Source organism: Pseudomonas sp. BN415 (genome assembly GCF_029871195.1).
Lineage (GTDB): Bacteria > Pseudomonadota > Gammaproteobacteria > Pseudomonadales > Pseudomonadaceae > Metapseudomonas > Metapseudomonas resinovorans.
The window spans coordinates 143,582-165,673 of sequence record NZ_SSOK01000028.1 but is presented as its reverse complement, the minus strand read 5'-3'; the positions used below and the strand labels follow the sequence as shown (position 1 = coordinate 165,673).

At 63.2% G+C, this 22,092-nt stretch carries 18 protein-coding genes; 13 read left to right on the top strand and 5 right to left on the bottom strand.

From position 1 onward, the window contains the following. The first annotated feature begins 3 nt into the window (after window positions 1-3). From mauD to E8F20_RS08295, 3 genes are read left to right on the top strand one after another with little or no spacing between them, the layout of a single operon-like run. On the top strand, window positions 4-615 hold the full coding sequence (mauD, locus tag E8F20_RS08305) for a methylamine dehydrogenase accessory protein MauD (protein ID WP_280283329.1): 612 nt from the start codon (window positions 4-6) through the stop codon (window positions 613-615). 15 nt (window positions 616-630) lie between these two features. After that, complete coding sequence (locus tag E8F20_RS08300; protein ID WP_028630094.1) at window positions 631-1,152, top strand: methylamine dehydrogenase light chain; 522 nt, start codon at window positions 631-633, stop codon at window positions 1,150-1,152. A 15-nt stretch (window positions 1,153-1,167) separates the two neighbouring features. Further along, window positions 1,168-1,695 (top strand): cytochrome C, encoded by a 528-nt coding sequence (locus E8F20_RS08295; RefSeq protein ID WP_280283328.1) that lies wholly within the window; start codon window positions 1,168-1,170, stop codon window positions 1,693-1,695. 475 nt (window positions 1,696-2,170) lie between these two features. Here E8F20_RS08295 and E8F20_RS08290 read toward each other — a convergent pair whose 3' ends face one another. The 3 genes from E8F20_RS08290 to E8F20_RS08280 all read right to left on the bottom strand — a co-directional run bounded on the left by E8F20_RS08290 (window position 2,171) and on the right by E8F20_RS08280 (window position 6,113). Next, window positions 2,171-3,580 carry a DUF1254 domain-containing protein gene (locus tag E8F20_RS08290; protein ID WP_280283327.1) on the bottom strand — a complete coding sequence of 470 codons (1,410 nt, stop codon included), beginning with the start codon at window positions 3,578-3,580 and terminating at the stop codon, window positions 2,171-2,173. Between the two features lie 181 nt (window positions 3,581-3,761). Further along, the gene (locus tag E8F20_RS08285; RefSeq protein ID WP_280283326.1) at window positions 3,762-5,048 is read right to left on the bottom strand and encodes an OmpP1/FadL family transporter; all 1,287 of its coding nucleotides are present in this window, start codon (window positions 5,046-5,048) and stop codon (window positions 3,762-3,764) included. Window positions 5,049-5,384: 336 nt separating this feature from the next. After that, the gene (locus E8F20_RS08280) at window positions 5,385-6,113 is read right to left on the bottom strand and encodes a hypothetical protein (protein WP_280283325.1); all 729 of its coding nucleotides are present in this window, start codon (window positions 6,111-6,113) and stop codon (window positions 5,385-5,387) included. A gap of 250 nt (window positions 6,114-6,363) precedes the next feature. On the opposite strand from E8F20_RS08280, the gene E8F20_RS08275 reads away from it, so the two are divergent. From E8F20_RS08275 to E8F20_RS08250, 6 genes are all read left to right on the top strand, one after another. After that, window positions 6,364-8,763, top strand: a complete 2,400-nt coding sequence (locus tag E8F20_RS08275; RefSeq protein ID WP_348529616.1) for a DUF3772 domain-containing protein — start codon at window positions 6,364-6,366, stop codon at window positions 8,761-8,763. Window positions 8,764-9,284: 521 nt separating this feature from the next. Beyond that, entirely contained in the window at window positions 9,285-9,752 is a 468-nt protein-coding gene (locus E8F20_RS08270) for a BRO family protein (protein WP_280283323.1), read from the top strand. Continuing rightward, window positions 9,749-10,006, top strand: a complete 258-nt coding sequence (locus E8F20_RS08265; RefSeq protein WP_280283322.1) for a hypothetical protein — start codon at window positions 9,749-9,751, stop codon at window positions 10,004-10,006. The genes E8F20_RS08270 and E8F20_RS08265 overlap by 4 nt, the downstream gene beginning before the upstream one ends. A 317-nt stretch (window positions 10,007-10,323) precedes the next feature. Further along, on the top strand, window positions 10,324-11,871 hold the full coding sequence (locus tag E8F20_RS08260) for an AMP-binding protein (RefSeq protein ID WP_280283321.1): 1,548 nt from the start codon (window positions 10,324-10,326) through the stop codon (window positions 11,869-11,871). Between the two features lie 13 nt (window positions 11,872-11,884). After that, the gene (locus E8F20_RS08255; protein WP_280283320.1) at window positions 11,885-13,048 is read left to right on the top strand and encodes an acyl-CoA dehydrogenase family protein; all 1,164 of its coding nucleotides are present in this window, start codon (window positions 11,885-11,887) and stop codon (window positions 13,046-13,048) included. Window positions 13,049-13,119: 71 nt separating this feature from the next. Further along, window positions 13,120-14,418, top strand: coding sequence for an MFS transporter (locus tag E8F20_RS08250; RefSeq protein WP_280283319.1), 1,299 nt, complete (start codon window positions 13,120-13,122; stop codon window positions 14,416-14,418). Here the strand turns inward: E8F20_RS08250 and E8F20_RS08245 are convergent. Beyond that, window positions 14,382-15,353: a LysR family transcriptional regulator gene (locus E8F20_RS08245; RefSeq protein ID WP_280283318.1), complete on the bottom strand. Its 972-nt coding sequence runs from the start codon at window positions 15,351-15,353 to the stop codon at window positions 14,382-14,384. The two genes, E8F20_RS08250 and E8F20_RS08245, sit on opposite strands and share 37 nt — an antisense overlap. 319 nt (window positions 15,354-15,672) lie before the next feature. On the opposite strand from E8F20_RS08245, the gene E8F20_RS08240 reads away from it, so the two are divergent. From E8F20_RS08240 to E8F20_RS08225, 4 genes are read left to right on the top strand one after another with little or no spacing between them, the layout of a single operon-like run. Beyond that, complete coding sequence (locus E8F20_RS08240; RefSeq protein ID WP_280283349.1) at window positions 15,673-17,511, top strand: DUF1302 domain-containing protein; 1,839 nt, start codon at window positions 15,673-15,675, stop codon at window positions 17,509-17,511. 12 nt (window positions 17,512-17,523) lie between these two features. After that, entirely contained in the window at window positions 17,524-18,894 is a 1,371-nt protein-coding gene (locus tag E8F20_RS08235) for a DUF1329 domain-containing protein (protein ID WP_280283317.1), read from the top strand. Between the two features lie 60 nt (window positions 18,895-18,954). Further along, complete coding sequence (locus E8F20_RS08230) at window positions 18,955-19,329, top strand: DUF202 domain-containing protein (protein WP_028630079.1); 375 nt, start codon at window positions 18,955-18,957, stop codon at window positions 19,327-19,329. Between the two features lies 1 nt (window position 19,330). Then, a complete protein-coding gene (locus tag E8F20_RS08225) occupies window positions 19,331-19,726 on the top strand; it encodes a DUF202 domain-containing protein (RefSeq protein WP_280283316.1) in 396 nt (131 codons plus the stop codon). A 122-nt stretch (window positions 19,727-19,848) separates the two neighbouring features. On the opposite strand, the gene E8F20_RS08220 is transcribed toward E8F20_RS08225, so the two are convergent. Further along, window positions 19,849-21,816 carry an alkyl sulfatase dimerization domain-containing protein gene (locus E8F20_RS08220; protein ID WP_280283315.1) on the bottom strand — a complete coding sequence of 656 codons (1,968 nt, stop codon included), beginning with the start codon at window positions 21,814-21,816 and terminating at the stop codon, window positions 19,849-19,851. Between the last annotated feature and the right edge of the window lie 276 nt (window positions 21,817-22,092).

The following is a 22,092-nucleotide window of genomic DNA, read 5'->3' as shown; positions in this document are numbered from 1 at the left end:
ATTATGGAAGCCCTTATCGTTTCCAACGTCCTGCTCTGGTGCCTCTTGATTGCCCTGGCCTTCGCCGTGATGGGCCTGGTTCGCCAGATCGGCGTACTCCACGGCCGCCTGGCCCCGGCCGGCGCGCTGATGGTCGACAAAGGCGTGGCCGTCAACGAACCCGCCCCCAAGGTTACCGCCGCCGACCGTAACGGCCGCCCGGTCAACTTCGGCTATGCCGGCGAGAAAGCCCAACTGCTGTTCTTCCTCTCGCCCACCTGCCCGATCTGCAAATCCCTGCTGCCGGCCATCAAGTCCATCGCCAAGGACCAGGCCGACCGCCTCGACGTGATCTACGTCAGCGATGGCGACATGGATGCCCAGAAGGCGCTGATCGCCGAGCACAAGCTGGAAGACGCCACCTACGTAGTCGGCCCGGAAGTGGGCATGACCTACCAGATCGGCAAGCTCCCCTACGCCGCATTGATCGACAACGCCGGCGTGCTGCGCTCCAAGGGCCTGGTGAACTCCCGCGAGCACCTCGACAGCCTGTTCGAAGCCGAGCACCTGGGCAGCCCCACCCTGCAGCAGTACCTGCACAACCACTCGCACGCCCACGGCGCACACAACCACTGAGGAAGGGAGCTCTCCATGAAACTGCTAGACCGCCTGTTCGAGCGCTCCACGCGCCACGTCGCCGACACCACTTCGCGACGCAAACTCCTCGCCCGCCTGGGCTCGCTGATGGTCGCCGGCGCCGCCCTGCCGGTGCTGCTGCCCATCGACCGCACCAGCAAGGCCCTGGCCGCCGAAGCCCCGAAAGCCGGCGATCCGGGTGACCCCAACAGCTGCGACTACTGGCGCTACTGCTCCATCGACGGCTTCCTGTGCAGCTGCTGCGGCGGCTCGGTGACCTCCTGCCCGCCCGGCACCGAGGCCTCCCAGGTGACCTGGATCGGTACCTGCCGCAACCCGGCCGACAACAAGGACTACATCATTTCCTACAACGACTGCTGCGGTAAGCACAGCTGTGCCCAGTGCGCCTGTACCCGCAACGACAGCGAAGAGCCGATGTACCGTCCGTTCAACAACAACGACGTGAACTGGTGCCTGGCGGCTAAATCGCACATCTACCACTGCACCGTCTCCATCATCCGCGGCGTCGCGATCTGACCCCGGAGGGCCGCCATGCGTTACCTGTTGATTGCTGGACTGATGTGCGCCATGGCGGCCCCGCTGGCCCTGGCCCGTGCCATTCCGGACCCGAACCAGAAACACGCACCGGGCAACGAAGAGCTGCAAAAGCCCATCGCCCAGGCGGGCTACAGCACCCCGGTGAACTACCAACTGCAATGCGCCGGCTGCCACCTGGGCGACGGCACCGGCTCGAAGGCCAACGACACACCGAAGATGAAGGACTTCGTCGGTAACTTCCTCAAGGTAGAAGGCGGCCGTGAATTCCTGGTGCGAGTGCCGGGCATGTCCCAGTCGGCGCTGAACAACGCCCAACTGGCCGACCTGCTCAACTGGCTGATGCGCAAGGACGGTATGGCCGGCACGAGCGTGCCGGACAACTACCAGCCCTACACCGAGGCCGAAGTGGCCGCAGTCCGCAAAGTCGCCCTGCTCAACCTGCCCGATACCCGCGCAGGCCTGATCAAACAGATGCGCGAACAAGGCATCGCCATCGACGACGGCATGGACGACGCCTACTGAGTTTTATGCTGGACGGCTTGTGCCCGCCTTCATGGCGGGCTTTTTTTGTGCGCGAGAAAAGCGACGTAGGTTGGTGCGGGCGGCGTTCCGCTAGAGCGAAGCGAAACCCAACAGACGGACCTGCAAGCGGTGTCGGCTTGGACGGCCAAAGCACATCGTTGTCGGTTTCCCGGCTTTGAAGTGCGTAGGTGGGGGGATGTAGTACTGCTGTCGGCCAGAAGCATTCGCTCGCCGAAGCCCGCTGCCACTCCTCTCCAGTCGTTCGTAGATATCTACAAAGCCAGGGCCGATTCAAACGGTTGCTTTCGGCTGTGGATTCAATTGGCCGAGTCGGGAGGTGGCGCGGTTAGCCATTCGCGGGGAACCAGCACCATAACCATGTGCTGGAGTCGAGCCTTGAGTAACTCCTGGCTTCAGTCGTGTATAACAAGCAGGCCCCGACGCGACCAGCATCGGGGCCATTGCGGCGGGGCGACTAGTCGGCCTTGACGATCTTCGGCGGGATCCAGCTGGCGTCGAGAATCGACGGACTCTGCTCCTTCGGCCAGTACATGCGCATCATCGGCAGGAAATCTCCTTTTGGTGCTGGCAGCCAGTTGGCCTCCTTGTCCTTGCCGGGCGATTCATTCTGGAAGTACAGGGTCAGAGAGCCGTCGGCGTTGTACTTCAGATCGTTGCGGGGACTGACGGTGAACTTGTTCAACGGATTGGCTACGAACCACCAGCCCTGATCGATCTGATACATGGTGATGGACCAGAAACCATTCACCGGGGGCGTCTGTCCCTTGGGGAAGGTCAGGGTGTAGCGATTGGCGCCATTGAGTGTCTGGCCGCCGCTATCGACGGTGGTATAGGGATAGACAGCATCCTGCTCTAAGTTCGCCGGCCAGCCAAAGGCGGCGACCACAGCGCGCTTCATGTATTGCGTGCCGTAGACACCGAGCCCTTTTGAAAAGACCCAGCCGTTCACCTCGTTGCCAATGGAGTGCTGGTTCGCGCCGATTTCCTTCAAGGCAACCGTGGGCAGATCTGCCAACGCCTTCTGCAACCCCGGGTCCAGCTTGCCGAGTTCGAATGGCTTGCAAGGCTCGATGCCCAACTTGGCCATACGAGCCAGGATGGGACCATCTTCGGCAGCCGGGGGAGCGTCCTTGCACATCAATGAGGCGAGCTTGTTGAAGTAGGCCTCGGTGCTCATCCCAAGAATCACGTCCTGCGGCTTGGCGGTCATGCTGAAACCCGGGTTCGGGTCCACCGTAGGGGCCTTGGGCGTATAAGCCTTGCCCCAGGCCGACAAGGGCGTGATTTTCAGCTGCGCCTGCAAGGCATTGACCGCCTTGTAGTCCTGATCGCTACCATTGGCGTAGGTGCGGCCCAGAATGAGCATCTTTGTGGTGGCGGAGTTTATCTGGACCATGCCCTTGGGAACTTCGCCCTTCCAGCCCGGACCTGTGAGTAGGTAGTTGGACGCGCTACCACCGGTGGTGCGCGCTCCGGGCGAGTGGAAGACGGTCATCCACAGGTCGTACATCGGCATCAGGTAAAAGCGGGTACCCATGTCGGGATAGCTGAACACCTGCGGCTCGCTCAGGTCCACCCAGGCGGCCGAATAAAGTGTGTCGGCATTCGGTGCCGACACGCCACGGTACTCGGCGGGCGGATAGCGATGGACGTTGATGAACTGCCCCATGGGTCCATGCAGTCCGCTCACCTTATCTACGTTGGTCATCTGCACGCGGGTGACCTCGGTGGTGATCAGCGAGTAACCGTAGACGTAGGCGTCCTTGGCAATCTGCAGGGGCTCATCCTGATCAGCGGCCGACACGTGGCCGGTCAGCCCCAGGCTGATAGCGGCAGCCAGAATGGCTGTTGACGCGAGTTTCATATGCTTCTCCTTGGTCAAGAGATGGCTTATGCGCGGCGGGGCCCAGCGCGGGTTGGATATCGACTATCGCTACAAGCGAGGGGCCGCTGCAGACAGGTTGCCCACGAAACCACCACGTCACTGCTACAGCACAGCGCAGGCGATCAGCCCTTTTCGCCTGATCCGGTGCGCTACCGGCTACTCAAAACCTCCAGGTAGCGCTGGCGGCGAGTGCCTGGATCCAGGCATTGTCGAACTCGCCAGACACCCGTTGGGGGGCATTGAGTGGTAGCGGCTTTTCCTGACTGACCGGCATATCTCCGAGCCAGACCAGTTCATAACTCAGGTTCATCTCGGTCTGGGCATTCAGGGCATACGTCATCCCTGTGCCGAGGCGCCAGCTCTCTGCCATTGGCACCGTGAGCGTGCGATCGTCGTCATCCACCGGTGAGCTGTCGTAGCCAACGCCAACGCTCCACATCCAGCGCGGATCGAAGCGGAACTGGGTGCCCACGGAGAGATGCCAGGTATCCCGATAATTCGCATCAAGCGTCGCTGAGCGGGGATTGCTGCTGTCCAGGTCGACACCCACCTCACCGAACCTGGACCAGTCCTGCCAATTGGCGCTGGCCAGCAGTGCCCAGCGTTCATTGAGCTGGTGGTACAGGCTGAGGGTCAGGGTCTGCGGCACGTACATGTCGATGCGGGTATTGGCGTCGAGCAGTCCGCGATTGCGCAACAACTGAGCCTTCGCGGGGCCAACACCCTGAAGGTCCAGACCATCCTCGAACGTGATGTCGACCTCGCTGGTGTAGCTCAAGCCATATCGCGTTCCTGGAGTAGGGGAATAAATAGCCCCCAGATTGGCGCCATAGCCCCAATCATGGTCCTTGTAATTCAGTTGGCCATCCTCGCGCTGGAGTATCCCGAGCGGATCATTGTTGACCGCCAACTCGCTATCCAGGGTTGCATAGACAGCACGCAGGCCAACGCCGAACGCCCACTGCTCATTGAGGCGATAGGCCAGTGCCGGCAATAGAGACAGACCACCCAACTCACCGTTCTGCAGGAAGTAGCGACCGCTCCAGTCGTTCTCATAATCGAGATCGAGGCCGAAGTCGCCGTAGCTGGCAAACCCGACCGACCAGCCATCACCGATCTCCCGGGTAACGAAAAGACTCCCTCCAGGCAGCCACTCCAACGCATTGCCGCTGCCTGACCCGGCGACGTTGGTGCTTTCGTCCCGATCGAACTCCAGGTGGCCGTGCAGCACCTGAGCACCCGCGGAGATCTGTGTACCGGGCAACCAGGCCATGCCCGCGACGTTGCTGGCGAGGGTCGCGGGGCCCTGTGCCCTGGCTGCGGCTCCGGCATTCGCCAGCCCCACATTGTCCGTGCCGATCTCATAGAGCATCAGCCCGCCCGCCAGCAATTGACCAGGCAAAACCAGAAGGGCCGTGGACGCTGCGGCATAAAGACGTGGGTTCATCTCGTTATCCTTGACAAGGTTGGCACCTTGTAGCGCTAGCGCGACCCTCTAAATGCGAGTTCCGGTGAACCGACAGAAACTTGAAACAGCCGGGTCCCTAATAGGACAGGAGAAGGGACTGCAGATGGAAAGTTGTCGCGCCCACTCCACTGTAGCTTGCATAAACGCAGCTTGCATTTTCGGACTGGTCGCGCGCATTCCGCCGGACAATGTCCTGACCAATAGAATTAACCGGGGCGGGAAAGTGGGAAGAAGAAGCGTAAAAGAGAACAGATTAATGAGTGGCGGAAGTTGGAGAGATCAGGCAGAACCCGCAGTGTCACGACCCCGGCGGCATCACTCGCCGGTTCCCCGTTTTGAAAAGAACATCTCGGCAAGTTTGCGCATCCCGATAACGCGGCCGATCTCGTAGAAGGCGAAGAACGGAACGAAGGCAACGATGATTACCAGCACGCGCGCCCCCAGTTCGTCGGCGCCGAGGTCACTGATATCGTGCAAACCACCCACTAACCCCTGACTGTGGAACCATCCCTCGACCAGGTGCTCGACGACGCCGAACAGCAGCACAAAGATGCCGAACAGGATCGTTTTGTAGAGCATCGGTACGATCAGCGGCTTGTCTTCGAAGTGTCTGCTGAACCCGAACATCTTGCCGATGAGGATGACCTTGGCGATGACGAGCGCCTCGATCAGAGATATTCCGTAGTGCAGGTAGGCCGCACCGGTTTCCTCGATGATCAGCCTGCGATAGATCGTGAACGAGCCCAGGAATACCCACAGGTAAAGGACGATGATCCAGAACAGCCTGAACTCCTCGAGCACCCGTTCCTTGGGATTGGTTTTGGCCTCGCGTTTCATATTGACGTCCAACCGTTCCGTCAGTCGCCCGAAACGCGTTGCCCCGCTGTGATGATTGTCGACGGTATGTTCTCGGGAAACAGCGAACCGTCGGTGAAGTACATGGAGTATCTCCTTGGTGAACGTCGAGTGACGTCCACGCCGACTCATCATGCGGCGCAACTGCTTTGGCAAATTGAGCCGGTCCATCTGCCATTTGAGATACATCGACTGCACTTGCGCTGGAATCTTCCGATCAAGACCCAAGTCCAGCCCCGAAAATAAGCATAGGAAGTGTCATCGGTGCGTCAACTGCAAGCATCTGGGCAGTAAGCTAAATGGCATCACAGGTTGCCTGGCGATAGGCGTCTGCCCAAGTCACCTTGCGTGGATCGACCTGGCCATCCCACCCATGCAAGCTCCCAGCGCCCTCTGGCCGTCTATGATCGATAAGCAGGAAAGCAGAGGGGGAGCCACGATGCAGCGCGTCAGTCCGAATGGCCTACTGTTGGCCTTGACGTTCTGGATACTTGCCGTGGTTTGTGTTCCTTTTGCCCAGGCGGAGCCTGCAGCGATGCCCAGTGAGCTGCCGGTGCTGGCAGAAGGGTCTGGGCTCGGGCGCATGAGCGATCAGTTGGACCTGATCCGCCAGAAGGTGGCAGGTGACTCCAATGACGATTTTCTGTTGGCACTGCGTCAGGCGGCGATGCAGGTGCAACGCCTCGCCGATGCCTTCAGCGACCTGCGTAGCGCCGATATTGAACGTGTGGACGACCAACTGAAGGTGCTGGGGCCGGAGCAAGCCGGCGAGGCAGAGAACCTGGCCAGTCAGCGGCAGCAGCTGATGCAGGACAGAGTGGCCCTGCTCGATGAGCAGCGTCAGGCCAACCAGCTGGTGCAGTCGGCCGCTGATTTGTCGGCGCAGATCAGCAATCTTCGTCGCAGCCTGTTCAACTCGCAGATCAGCACCCGTGTGGCCAGCCCTTTGAGTCCCAAGTTCTGGTCGCAACTTGTTCCTCTTTCCGGGGACGATCTCAGCCGCCTGCGTGGCCTCTGGGCGGACGCTTCATCAATGCTGCACGACGCATTTTCCTCGGAGCGCAACGGGCTGTTCATCGCCAGCCTGGTCGCTTCCGGGCTGCTGTGGAGCGTGGGTCGGTACTTGCTTGAACGCCTACTGGCCTGGTCAATGATCCGCTGGCTGCCGGAAGGGCGCATGCGTCGGACAGGCTTCGCGCTGGGCGTTGGCCTGATCTCTCTGATCACCATTGGTGGGGCGGTATCGCTATCGCTCTGGGGGTTGGAGAGCAGCGCTCAGCTGCCACCGAGCATTGCTACGTTGGGGAGCCAGTTGATGTCAGTGGTGGTGTTCTGCGCCTGCGTCACCGGGCTCGGCCGCGCACTGCTGATGCCGTCCAGACCGTCCTGGCGCCTTCCGCCGGTCCCGAACCCGGTAGCCAGTGCCCTGGCCTGGTTCCCGCCGCTGTTGGCGCTAGCCTTGGTGATCGTGGTCACCCAGGATCGGATCAACAGCGTGATTGCCAGTAGCCTGGCCTTGACCGTGGCTACCTATGGCTTGACCGCGTTCGTCACTGCACTGCTGTTCGCTGTTGCCTTGTTGCGTTACCAGTATGTGCGTCGACGTTCCGGACTGGGGCAGCCACAGGGCATCGCTGGATTGATGGCCTTCGTGGCCAGTGCGTGGGTGGGGTTCATCCTGGCTGCGTTGTTCATTGGATACCTCAGTCTGGCCTACTTCCTGACCGTGAAGCTGCTGTGGATCAGCGTAGTGGCGGCCAGTGCCTATCTGGTTATCGCTTTCTACGGGGATTTCTGTGAAGCCCTGTTTTCACCACGTCTTCCCGGCGGCCTGGCGCTGGCCTCCGCCTTTGGGCTCCCACAACGGCACCAGGCACAGCTCAGTACGCTGTTGACCGGTCTAGGGCGCAGTCTGTTGTTGTTCATCGCCGTGATGCTTGCTTTGTTGCCGTCCGGATCCAGCCCGGGAGATTTCCTGGGTGTCAATCATTGGAGAGGATTGGACAAACCGCTATGGGGGCTGAATATCCTTCCGCAGGACATCCTGCTTGCAGTCGGCTTTTTCCTGGTCGGGCTGCAGGGTATTCGTGTCCTCAAGCGCTGGTTGAGTGACGAATTGCTGCCTGATACCAACCTGGACACCGGCATGCGGGCCTCACTGGTAACCCTGGTTGGTTACCTCGGCTTCATCCTGCTGGCGGTGGTGGTCTTGTCGACCGTGCACATCGACCTTAGTAGCCTGACTTGGGTGATCAGCGCCTTGTCGGTGGGCATTGGCTTCGGCCTGCAGGCCATCGTGCAGAATTTCATTTCGGGCCTGATCCTGCTCACCGAGCGGCCGGTGAAGGTCGGGGATTGGGTCAGTCTTGACGGGGTCGAGGGCGACATTCGACGCATCAATGTGCGGGCCACCGAAATCCAGATGTCGGACCACTCCACGGTCATAGTCCCGAATTCGCAATTCATCTCGCTGAAAGTAAGGAACGTGACCATGGAAAGCGCCCTGGGGGTGGTCGGTATTCACCTGACCCTCCCGTTGGACACTGACATGCGTCAGGTGCGGGACCTCCTGCTGAAGGTCTATGGCGAACATGCCGCCATCCTCGAGACTCCTGCACCCTCGGTGCGCCTCAACGACCTCGCCAGCAACGGCATCATCTTGACCGTCACTGGCTATGTCAGCGGCCCTCGTCTGGTTTCCGACACCCGCAGCGACCTGCTGTTCACCATCCTTGAGGCCCTGCGGGAACAGAAAATCGCGCTTTCGTCTCCGCAGAGCTTGCGGTTGATCGAGGGTGGCCAGGACGGTGATGGCAATCAAGGGGGAGCTGTTGGCTGAGCGGTACATGCGGCTTGCTATTCTGGATCAACCAGACTGACACCAAGCCCATCACCGGGGTCAAGGTGCCACCTGGCACGCCCTGGTGGGGCAGCGCCCGAAAGTCTTTCCGTCTGACATTGCAACAAACTGCCCACCGCTACTTGGGTAAATGTAATTGGCCGATCTTTGCCCTTATCGATCGACAGCTTCTGGCCGATGGCAGCCCCTTCCGTATCCCCTTGCCCTCCCCCTCCTCTATCCCTATCCTGCCCCGGCCACGGTCAATCTCGTGGCCGGGTTTGACAGCCTGTTAGCTAGGCGCGATTGCGCCACAAGGTGCATGCGAAAAACGGCGGACGTTTTTTGCAGGCCTCCACGCGTATGCAGTTTTTGAACTGCACTGCTCTATGGCGGATCGCGCGGGGAGGCCCTCGGGTCTGCCGGGTCCTAGCTCCGGTCTGTCAACCCCGCGTGGTCCGTCACCCTTCGACTGACAGCGGACGGTGACGACTCCAAGGACTAGAGCTAGGAGCTCCACCATGCACGACGCATACACCCCCATCGTTTTCCATCACCACACCCACCGCCTGCGCGCCGTGATGATCGACAACCAGCCCTGGTTCGTCGCCCATGACTTTGCCCAGTTGATGGGTGTTCGCAATGCCCGCCGTTTGCTTGATGCCCTGGAGCGTTTTGAAAGGCGCACCCTCCTGCTCGCGAACGTTTGCGGCTTTCATGAAGAAGTGGAAGCCATCAGCGATGCCGGGGCCTACAAGGCGCTGTTTCGCTTCGCGCGCCCCGCGCATGCCGAGATCAGTCGCTGGCTGAGCGAGGTGCTGGTGCCGACGCTGCATGACTATCACCGTGACCCGAGTGCCGAGCCGCGACGGGCTTTTATCAGTTGGGCCAACCGGCAAGTGGGTGTGGTGCGTTGGCAGCGGGAGCTGTGGGTGGCCTGGCGAGATTTGCCGGCATTCATTGTGGACGGCGTGGAGGTATCGCCATGAGTGCTTCCCATGAAGAGCGGCGGGTCCGGCAGTTGGTGCAGCGGTTGGAGGCGCGGCTGCATACCACTCAGGTAATTGCCGAGGTGTTGATGGATAACGCGGCACTGCGCGACGGCGATCCGGGGCCTTACCTCAACGAGTACCGGGAAGGCGCCCTCCTGGATGCGGTGATTCACTTGTCCCGCAGTAGCCATGAGGACTTCTGCCGATTGGTGGAGATGGTGAAGTTGCCGATTGGGCGGCGTGTGCTGTGACTTGGGGGCTCGGTGGTGTGGGGGTTGTTGCTTCGCGACTGAAGTCCCCCCACAGGACCGGGCCCAACGTTCGAGCCAGGATTGATTTCCCTCACCCCTGCCCTCTCCCAGAGGGAGAGGGGGTTGGCCGTGCGCTGCAGGTGATTGGGCACGGCGGCCGGGGCAACTGAAATCGCCGCCACAGGAAAGTTGGGCGAATTCACTGCGTTGTTGCAGCTATTCCATATCGCTATGGCCTGCATCGTACTGTTGTATTAGTTGCCGCGAAGTTCGCTTGGCTAGCATCGGCGAAGTTGTCCTGCCGATGAGAACAATAAATGAACTTAGGAAAGATCATCAGTCGGAGTGCCCTGTACTGGCCCGACTACGAGGCGGTTGTCGATAGCCGGAAACGGATCACTTTCGCGCAGCTGGAGGCTCGCACCAATCGTCTTGCCTCCGGGCTCCAGGCCCTGGAGCTGACCCGGGGCGCCCATGTGGCGATTCTGGCGCTGAACCGGGTGGAGCTGGTGGAAGCGGAAATCGCCTTCTACAAGACCGGCATGGTCAAGGTGCCGATCAACGCCCGCCTCTCCCTGGACGAAATCCTCCAGGTCCTTGACGACTCCCACAGCCAGGCAGTGCTGGCCGACGGCCGTTTCGCCGCTGCCCTCCACGCCCGTCGCAGTGAAGTGCCGCGCCTGCGCTGGATCATCTCCCTCGACGACGAAGCTGGCGACGCCCGCTACCCGGACGTGCTGGAACGTGGCAGCGAGGCACCGGTGCACTGTGATCCAGACGACGATGACCTGGCGGTGCTGCACTACACCTCTGGTAGCTCCGGCGTACTCAAGGCCGCCATGCTCAGTTTCGGCAACCGCAAGGCGCTGATCCGCAAGAGCATCGCCAGCCCTACCCGGCGTGCTGCCCCGGGCGATGTGATGGCCCATGTGGGCCCCATCACTCATGCCAGTGGCATGCAGATCATGCCGTTGCTGGCCGTGGGCGCCTGCAACCTGCTTCTGGAGCGCTACGACGACCATCTGCTGCTGGAAACCATCCAGCGCGAGCGGGTTACCCGTTTGTTCCTGGTGCCGGCCATGATCAACCGCCTGGTGAACGTTCCGGAGGTGGAGCGTTTCGACCTTTCCAGCCTGCGCCTGGTGATGTACGGCGCCGCTCCCATGGCTCCGGCCCTGGTGAAGCGCGCCATCGACGTATTCGGACCGATCCTGGCCCAGGGCTACGGTGCGGGCGAGACGTGCTCCCTGGTGACGGTGCTGACCGAACAGGACCACCTGATCGAGGGCGACGACCAGCGCCGCCTGGCCTCCTGCGGCCGCTGCTATTTCGAGACCACCCTGCGGGTGGTGAACGATGCCTTCGAGGACGTGGGCCCCGGCGAGATCGGCGAAATCGTGGTCAAGGGTCCGGACATCATGAAGGGCTACTGGCAGGCGCCGGAGCTGACCGCCGAGGTCATGCGCGACGGCTATTACCTCACCGGCGACCTGGCCACGGTGGACGAGCGCGGCTACGTGTTCATCGTTGACCGCAAGAAGGAAATGATCATTTCCGGCGGTTTCAACATCTACCCCACCGAAGTGGAACAAGTGCTCTACAGCCTGCCCCAGGTGTTCGAGGCGGCCGTGGTGGGCGTACCGGACGAGCAATGGGGTGAGGCAGTCCGCGCGGTGGTGGTACTGAAACCGGGCGAGAGCCTGAGCGCCGAAGCCATCATCGAGTATTGCGGGCGTTCCCTGGCGGGTTTCAAGAAGCCCCGCGCGGTGGATTTCGTCAAGGAACTGCCGAAGAACCCAAACGGCAAGGTCGTGCGCCGCCTGATCCGCGAAGCGTACTGGCAGAACAGCGAACGACGGATTTAAGGGAGACAGGCAGATGCTCAAACCAAGCGAGAAGGCCAGCCGCGTCATCGACGGCATCAACACATTCGTCCGCGACGAACTCGACCCGCTGGTGCAGCGGGAAGGTATCACCTGGGGCCAACCGGTCGCCCGGCCCCTGCTGCGGGATATCTGGAAGCGCTCCTGCGAGCTGGGCTTCTACAACGCCCTGCTACCGGAAAACCTGGGCGGCGCCGGACTCAGCATTGCCGAACTCTGCGCAGTGAAGGAAGCGGCGGTGCTGACCGGCTCGCCCCTCGCCCCGCACGTGCTGGGCGAACTCTCCGGGCCACCCCGTATCGGCCATTTGTTCCGGGTCGCCAGCGACTTCCAGGTGGACGCTTTCCTGAAGCCGGTGTGCCGGGCGGATAAGGCCGTGTGCTTCGCCCTGACCGAGGCAGAAGCCGGTTCCGACGCCACCGCCATCCGTACCCAAGCCCGCCGCGAGGGTGACCATTACGTACTCAACGGCGCCAAGCGCTACATCTCCGGCGCTACCTACGCCGACATCGCCGTGCTGCTGGCGGTGACCGAGCCGGGACGCGGCCCCCAGGGCATTTCGGCATTCTTCGTCGACCTCACTGCCGAAGGGGTTCAGGTGGACAGCGACTACTCGGTGATGTCCGGCGGCGGCGCCCACGGCAACATCCTGCTGGAAAACGTCCGCGTCCCCGTGGAGAACCGCATCGGTGACGAAGGCGCTGGCTTCAAGCTGGCCATGGGGCGCATCACGCTGAACCGCCTGCTGCACTGCCCAACCATGCTCGGCATGGCGGGCCTGGCCCTGAACCTGTCAATGGACCACGCCCGCACGCGCAAGCAGTTCGGCCAGCCCATCGCGCTGTTCCAGTCCATCAGCCACATGCTCGCCGACATGGCCACCGAGCTCCATGCGGCACGCAGCATGATGTTCGCCACCGCCCTCAGCAACGACGCCGGCGGCGATATCAAGGTCGAGGCATCGATGTGCAAGCTGTACGCCTCGGAAACCGCCTTCCGCATCGCCGACCGTGCGGTGCAGATCCACGGCGGTACGGGGCTTGTTGCGGGCCATCCCGTCGAATGGCTATTCCGCGCAACGCGCATGATGCGCATCCTGACCGGCACCAGTGAGATCCAGCGCAACACCATCGCCAAGGGCATCCTGATGCCCGGTTGAAGCGCCCTGCAGTACCCGTCTGGCCGGGGAAGCCGGACGGGGTCTTCTACAACGACAACAAGAGCATCCCCATGAACCGAGACAACACTGCCTTCCGCCCTGCCAGCGCCTGGACCATCGCGGTCCTGCTGGCCTTCATGATGCTGGTCAATTTCCTCGACAAGGTGGTGATCGGCCTGGTCGCCGTGCCCATGACCGAGGAACTGGGCCTGACCCCCACTGAATTCGGCCTGATCGGCGGAGCCCTGCATTGGCTCTTCGCCGTCTCCGCTGTGGTCGGCGGTTTTCTCGCCAACCGCCGGCCAACCCGAACCCTGTTGCTGGGCATGGGGCTTTTCTGGGCGCTGATCCAGCTGCCCATGCTGTTCGCCAGTTCCCTCTGGATGATCGTCGCCTGCCGTGTGCTGCTGGGCATCGGTGAAGGCCCCGCCTCCCCGGTGGCGACCCACGCCCTGTACAAGTGGTTTCCCGATGATCGCCGCAGCCTGCCAGTCGCGCTGTTGCACTCCGGTAGCGCCATGGGCCTGCTGGTAGCCGGCGCCATGATCCCCTGGATCAGCCTGCACTACGGCTGGCGCACCAACTTCGCCGTGCTGGCGGCCATCGGCGTGGTCTGGTGTGCCCTCTGGCTGCTGCTGGGCCGGGAAGGCACCCTCGACAACCTGCGCGCCGGCCAGGTGACCCCGGATACCCATCGAGTGCCCTACCGCCGCCTGCTGACCGATGGCAGCGTGCTGGGCAACTACGCCTGCCACTTCGCTGCCAACTGGTCCCTGGCGCTGACCCTGACCTGGGTGCCGAGCTACCTGGAAGTGGGACTGGGCATCGACCCGCTGAACACCGGCCGCATGTTCGTCCTCTTCGTGGTGGTGACCACACCGCTCAGCCTGTTCATGGCCTGGCTGTCCCAGCGCCTGCTGCATCGCGGCGTGCCGTCACGCCTGGCCCGTGGCGCTTTCGTCTCGAGCTGCCTGATCGTCGCCGGGCTGTTCTCCGCCTCGCTGATCCTTCAGGAGCTTTCGGTCACCACGCGCATCATCACCCTGACCCTGAGCGGCGGCCTGGCACTGGTGATGTACTCGGTGGGGCCGGCGATGCTGGCGGAGTTCACGCCCAGCAGCCAGCGCGGCGGCATCCTCGCTATCGGCAATGCGGTGGCCTCGCTGGCCGGGCTCTCGGCCCCTGTGGTCACCGGCCTGCTGGTGCATGGCGCCGGTGCCGGGCATCCGCAGGGCTACGCCCAGGGCTTCCTGGTGTGCGGCGGCGTGCTGATCGTGGCGGGCCTGATCGGCCTGGTGAGCATGAACCCGCAGCGCTCCCGCGAGCGACTGGCTCAGGACGACTCGCCCGCGCTCGGCTCCAGGGCCTGAGCCTCCTCCTCGTCGACGCGCTCGATCAGGCTGCCGCGCCAGCGGCCTTCCCGCACCGCATCCAGCAGGATCGTGCGCACCAGGTCCTGCATGCAGGACGCGGCGAAGGACAGCGGTTTGTGGATCGAGTGGGCGATGGACACGGTGCGCGTGATGCGCGGTTCCACCACCAGCCGCGCACCCGTCGGTTCGAACAGCTCCACCAGCGGCGGCCAGTTGCAGATGGTCGCCGCCAACCCACTGCGGACCAGGCTGGCAATCCCCGGGGCTGACTGCTGTTCGTAGGCCACGTTGAGCACCACCCCCGCCTCCATCGCCGCCTGCTCGATGCGCCGTCGCAGGTGCAAGGCCCGCGGCGCCACCACCAGCCGCGTGGCGGCCGCCTCGGCCAGGGTGATGGGGGTGTTCTTCTCGGCCTCGCTGGCCGGCCCCACCCAATACAGGTCCTCGCTGAAGATGGGTTCGGCGGCTACGTGCTCCAGCTCCTCGGCATTGGGCACCACGCCAAAGTCCACCTTGCCCAGCTCGATGGCCTGGCCGCCTTCGCGGGTGAGGCCGTCGCACACCGTCAGGGTGATGCTGGGGAACTTCTCCGCCGCCCGCGAGATGATTTCCGGCAGCAGCAACGCCGAGGCGGTGGCAGGAATGGAAACGGACACATGCCCCTTGGGATCACCGCGTGTCGAGGTCAGTTCGTCCTTCACCGAGTCCAGCTTCTGCACCACCGAACGCGCCACCTCATAGAGGCGCCGGCCGGCATCGGTCAGGGCTACGCCATCGTGTTGGCGCTCCAGCAGCTGTATTTCCAGCTCGCTTTCCAGCAGACCGATCTGCCGGCTCAGGGCCGGCTGCGCGATGAAGGAGCGGCGCGCGGCGGCGGAGAAGCTTCCAGCCTCGGCGATGGCGATCAGGTAGCGGAGCTGCTTGAGGGTCATAGGGGTCTCGCTGGCTATGCCGAAGTGATATGGCAACTATCGGAAGACACTATTTGTCGGGGTTCCGGGGCGCCCCTAGTATCGCTTAAACATCAGATAGAAGGGAGTATCCGCAACTTCACCTAACTACGCAGAACAATAAGTAAAGGGCAACCAGAGCCAACTTCCCACCTCGATATCCATTCTGCCGAATAGTGTCGATTTGTCGCTCAAGCGGCCGGGATTCCTATTGCCTGGATATACCCAAACTTGTTGTGCCTGCGCCTGAAACTTGGTTCACACTCGAAAACAAAGAGGATAATGAGTGATGAGATTCAATATGCGCGGCATTGTTCGTCCGCCGTTTCTCCTATTGCCCCTGAGTTGCCTTGTCAGTCATGCACTGGCAGCCGATTTCCAGATCGGCCAGATCGAGGGCCAACTGGATTCCTCGCTCTCCATCGGCACCAGCATCTCTACCGCCAACCCCGATCCGAAGCAGCTCAATAGCGCCACCGGCGACGACGGCAGGCGCAACTTCCGCTCCGGCGACGCCTTCTCCGGCATTTTCAAAGGCACCCATGACCTGCAGTTGAGCCACGGTGACGTCGGCGTCTTCGTGCGGGGCAGCTACTGGTACGACTACGTCCTGCGGGACCAAGACCAGCGTTTCAAGAATGTGGAAGACAACAACCGCAAGCGCTCAGCGAAGACTGCGGGCACCGAGTTGCTGGACGCCTTCGTCTACTACAACTACGCCATCGCCGATCAACCGGGCTCGGCGCGCCTGGGCAAGCAGGTGGTGAACTGGGGCGAAAGCACGTTCATCCAGGGCGGTCTCAACGTGGTCAACCCCTTCAATCTTTCGGCTTTGCGCCGTCCGGGTTCGGAGGTGAAGGAAGGCCTGGTTCCGGTAAACATGTTCTACGTGTCGCAGAACCTGACTGAAGCGATCTCCGGGGACTTCTTCTACCAGCTGGATTGGGAACAGACCCAGCTGGACAACTGCGGCACCTTTTTCTCCAGCAACGACTTCCTCGCCGATGGCTGCGACGGCCTCGACGTGGGCAACGTGCTCACCGGCAACCCGGCGGCAGTGGCTGGCCTTACCCCGTTCGGCGTCAACCTGACTGACGAGGGCATCCGTATTCCCCGTGCCGGCGATGAGGATGCCCGCAACGGTGGTCAGTGGGGGATGTCCCTGCGCTGGTTCGCCGCCAACCTGGACACGGAGTTCGGTGCCTATATCGCCAACTACCACAGCCGCGTGCCTTACATGGGCACCATCAGCAGTCCCTACTACACCAACAGCACCTTCGCCCCGCAGCTGTGCGCCAACCTCGGCGTGCCCCTGGCCAACTGCGGTGCTTTCCTTCGCAGCGCCAACGGCCAGAGCCTGGCCGGTGCCCTGCGCCTGGGTACCTCCCAATACCTGGCCCAGTACCCGGAAGACATCCGCCTGTATGGCCTGTCGTTCTCCACCAACCTCAGCACCGGTACCGCGCTGCAGGGCGAGATCAGCTACCGGCCGAACATGCCGATTCAGCTCAACGGTACAGACGTCATCCAATCGCTGCTGAACAACGCCGCACGCTCGCCCCTGGTGGCCGAAGACATCCGCCCCGACGCGGACAGCACGCTGTTCAACGGCTACCGGCGCAAGGAAGTCACCCAGGCGCAGGTCACCGCCACTCACTCTTTCGCCCAGATGCTGGGGGCCGATCAACTGGTGGTGGTGGGCGAAGTCGGAGCCACCTGGGTCGGAGGCCTGGAAGGCACCTTCGGTCCGCGCTATGGCCGCAGCGGCACCTATGGCAGCGGCATCCTCGCCAGTGGCGCCTGCGCGGGTATCTCGAAAACGCCGGAGCACTGTAACGACCAGGGGTTTCTCACGCGCTTCTCCTGGGGTTACCGGGTGCGCACCAACCTGAGCTACCCCAACGCCATCGCCGGTATCGACCTGCGCCCCAACCTCTCCTGGCAGCACGATGTGGACGGCAACGGCCCCGGCGAAGGCTCGGCCTTCAGTGAAGGTTCCAAGGCCATCAGCGTCGGCCTCGACGCCTCCCTCAACAACACCTACAGCGCCAGCCTGGCATACACCGATTTCATCGACGGCGACTACGGCACCCGTGGTGACCGCGATTACCTGTCCATCAGCCTGGGCGTCAATTTCTAAGTGGAGTCCCTCATGATCAACACCCACAGCCTGGTGCGTGGCGGCGCACTCTTCTGCACGCTCCTCCTGTCCGGCCAGGTTCTGGCCGCTGTCTCGCCGGAGGACGCAGCCAAACTGCAAGGCCCCCTGACCCCGATCGGTGCCGAACGCGCCGGCAGCGCCGACGGCCGTATTCCAGCCTGGGACGGCGGCTTGCAACCCGCCAAGCCCGAGCTGACGGCCAATGGCACGCCGGCCGATCCCTTTCGCGGTGAGCAACCACTGTTCACTATCGATGCGCGCAACTACACCGAGCACCAGGAGCATCTGAGCCCCGGGCAGATCGCCCTGCTCAAGCGCTACCCGAACAGCTTCCACCTGCCGGTCTACCCCAGCCACCGCTCGGCGGCCGTACCCGACGCCCTCCGTGAATCTGCCGCACGCAACGCCACCAGCGCCCGCCTGGTGAACGACGGTAACGGCGTGGAAGGGTTCTCTGGAATGGTCGCCTTCCCCATTCCGCAGAATGGCCTGGAGGTGCTCTGGAACCATCTGACCCGCAATCGCAACGCCAGCTTCAGCCTGACCTCCGACAGCGCGGCGCCCCAGAAGGACGGCGCCTACACCATCATGACGACCCAGCAGTACTTCACCCGCCGCGACGCGGTGAAGGGCATGGCACCGGAGCAAGCGCGCAACATCCTCTACTACTACAGCCACCTGCTTACCGCTCCTTCACGCATGGTGGGCGAAGTGGTGCTGGTGCATGAAACCCTCGACCAGGTGGCCGAACCGCGCCTGTCCTGGGTCTACAGCGCCGGTCAGCGACGGGTACGGCGTGCCCCCAGCATCGCCTATGACACGGCTGGCCCCACCACCGCAGGCCTGCGTACCGCCGATAGCCGAGACATGTTCAACGGTGCGCCGGACCGCTACGACTGGAAACTGGTGGGCAAGAAGACCCTCTACGTGCCCTACAACAGTTACCGGCTGGCCTCCCCCGACCAGCACTACGACGACCTGTTGCAACCCGGCCACGTCAACCCCAACGCCACCCGCTACGAGCTGCACCGTGTATGGGAGGTGGTTGCCACCCTCAAGCCCGGCATGCGGCATATCTACAGCAAGCGCCACTACTTCATCGACGAGGACACCTGGGCCATCCTCGAGGCAGACCACTACGACAACCGTGGCGAACTCTGGCGCATCGGCGAGGCCCACAGTTACTACCACTACAGCGGACAGTCGGCGGTCAACGCCATGGAGATCACCTACGACCTCAACAACGGCCGCTACCTGGCTTCCGGCCTGACCAGCGAGCAGCGCCATCCGTTCGACTTCAGCTATCAGGCCAGCACCTCTGACTACTCACCCGGTGCCCTGCGCAGCAAGGGATTGCGCTGAGCGACTCTCCTGCCGCCATTGTGCGACATGCCGATGGCGGCCCTTCCTGGCCGGTACACCATGCCCACCCCATCCCCCCGAAAGTCGCTCAGCGACACGCTGCTTGGCGGCGACGAACCCGACCCGCGCTTCACCCTGGCCAACGAGCGCACCTTCCTGGCCTGGGTCCGCACGGCGCTCGCCCTGATGGGCGGCGGCATCGCCGTGGAAACCTTCGCGGGCCAGGCTTTCGAGCCCTGGCTGCGATTGACCATCACCCTCTGCTTGCTGGCCCTGAGCCTGTTGGTCAGCATCGGCGCCTGCCTGCGCTGGCTGGCCGTGGAACGGGCGCTGCGCCACGGCCGCGCCCTGCCGCTACCGGTGCTGGTGCCGCTGTTGACCCTGGGCTGCTGCCTGGCGGCGCTGATCCTCGCCAGCCTGTTCTGGCCCCGCTGAGATGACCACCCGCAACACCGACCGGGGCCTGCAGGCCGAGCGCACCGAGCTGGCCTGGCGTCGCACCCAAGTGTCTCTGCTGGTGATCGCTTGCCTGGCGCTACGTGGCCAGTCGCCCCTAGTGATGATCGTCGCCCTGGTATCCGCGGGTCTGCTGTGGGCCTGCCAGGGCGGTCGCTACCGGATCAGCCTGGCCATGCTGCAGGACGAATGCGGTCGCGCACGACCGGTCCTGGTGATCGGAACCAGCCTGGCCCTGGTGGCAATGACGCTGGTGGCTCTCCAGGGCGCCTGGCGCTCGGCGCAGCCCACTGCCCTTCACAAGGAAGCGACAACGATGACTGTCCGCACGCCGGCTACCCAACACGGGAACACAACAGCCCCAGCCCCTCGATAAAAAGCCGCGCCGAAGCCAGGAAGTCGACGGCGCCGCGTAGGCGACCGACGGCCTGACTTACTTCGGCAAGAGCGCCCCGGCGCGCCGCCGCCTCGGGGCGCGGCCGGAGCCTTGGTGTGGAATCAGGGTTCCACCAGGTTGAATTGCGGATTGGCCTCGTCCAGCCCACCGAGAAGCTTGAGCAGCTTGACGCGACCGCTCTCGAACTCGATGCCACCCACGGTGGCCTCCTTGAGGAAGCCGGTTTCCTTCAGCGCGATGCGATCCAGCAGCACCTTGGTCATGCTCAGGTCCACCTCGGCCTCGGGGTGGCGCATGCCCTTGCGGTAGGTCAGCACGCCGTTGCGCAGGGTCAGGGCGTAATCCTCGCCCAGGTCGCTGAAGCGCCAGTTGATACGCAGGTCCTCCCCGGCGGCCTTCATGGCGTCGATGCGCACCGCCAGGTAGTCGAAGAACATGCCCGGCGTCAGGGCGCGGATCATGTCTGGCGCACCGTTGCGGCCACGGGGCTGCGCCACGCCCTGGCGCAGTTCCTGGGCGCCGCTCAGGTAGACGTTGCGCCAGGTGGCGTTCTCGCTCTGGTAGCCCAACTGCTCCAGGGTGTCGGCCTGCAGGTCCCGCGCTGCCTGGTTGCCGGGCTCGGCGAAGACCAGATGGTTAAGCAACTGCGCAGCCCAGCGATACTCCCCGGCAGCGAATGCCTTGCGGGCGCTGGCCAGTACCGAGTCGGCGCCGCCCATGGCTTCGACGTAGCGCGTGCCGGCGACTTCCGGCGGCAAGGGGTCGAGGTTGGCCGGGTTGCCGTCGTAGAAGCCCATGTAACGCTGGTAGACGGCACGCACGTTGTGGCTGAGGGAGCCGTAGTAGTCGCGGCTGTACCACTTGCTGGCCAGACGCGGCGGCAGCGACGACAGTTGCGCGGCGATCTCGGTGGGCGTCAGGCCCTGGTTGATCAGGCGCAGCGTCTGGCTGTCGAGGAAGGCGTACATGTCACGCTGGTCCGCCAGATAGTCACGGATCTCGGCGCCTCCCCAGGTGGGCCAATGGTGCTGGGCGAAGAGCACATCGGCCTTGTCGCCGTAGCGCACCAGCGCATCGTCCAGGTAGTGCGCCCAGACCTTGGCGTCACGCACCAGGGCACCCCGCAAGGTCAGCACGTTGTGCTGGGTATGGGTGGCGTTCTCGGCCATGCAAAGGGTGCGGAACTGCGGGAAATAGAGATTCATCTCCGCCGGCGCCTCCGTGCCAGGGGTGAGCTGGAACTCGATCTCCACCCCGTCGATGGTACGCGTCTCCAGGGGCTTGGCAATCAGCTCGGTGGGGGGGATCAGCGTCACCGTGGCATTGATCGGCGTGCTCTTGCCCAAGCCGGCATCCACCTGCCCCCGCTCGCCCCTAGGCAGCAGCGAACCGTACATGTACTGGGCCCGGCGCATCATCGCCGGGCCGGCCAGCACGTTCTCGCTGACAGCGTGCTCGTAGAAGCCCTCCGGCGCGATCACCCGCACCTTGCCAGCCTTCACGTCAGCCTCCTCGATCACCCCGCGAACACCGCCAAAATGGTCGACGTGGGAATGGCTGTAGATCACGGCCAGCACCGGCTTGCGTGGGCGATGCCGGTAGTACATCTCCAGGCCGGCACGGGCGGTTTCGGTACTGATCAGCGGGTCGATGAGGATCAACCCGCTGTCGCCCTCAATGATCGTCATGTTCGACAGGTCCAGCCCGCGCACCTGGTAAACGCGTTCGCGTACCTGGAACAGACCGGCGATGTTGTTCAACTGCGCCATGCGCCAGAGGCTGGGGTTGACGCTGGCCGGGGCATCCCTGCCGTCCAGGAAGTCGTAGGCCTTGCGGTTCCACACCGGCAGCCCGTCGGCATTCTCGACGACACCCTTGAAGGGCTCGAGCAGCCCCCGGCGGGCGTTATCGAAATCGGCCCTGTCGGCGAAGGGCAGGCGCTCGAGCCAGTCCTGGTTAAGGGTGCGGGTGAACTCGGTGGCAGGTTTGCCGGCAGCGGGCTGGTCGGCATGGGCGCCGCCGGACAGGAAAAGCGCCAGGGCGATGGCGCTGAGGCGGAAGCTGGGCATGTAAAGGCTCGTTCTGGTCTTGTTGGTATGAACGGACACGCGGTCCCTCCGCGACTCTAGGGAGGCCCGCCACCCCGCGCCAATACCAGAGGCGCATGCCGGCCATAGCGGGTTGCGATAGCGAACGAAGGCCAGGGGAGACCACGACGCTGACGTGCGGCGACCCCGCCTCAATCGCTTTTTCTTGCCTGGGCAAAAAGCCTTGCGCGCTTTGTTGGTACGAGCGAGGCAAAACCCAACGAGGGGTCTTGCTCACCGCATTGACCTGCCGCCGCA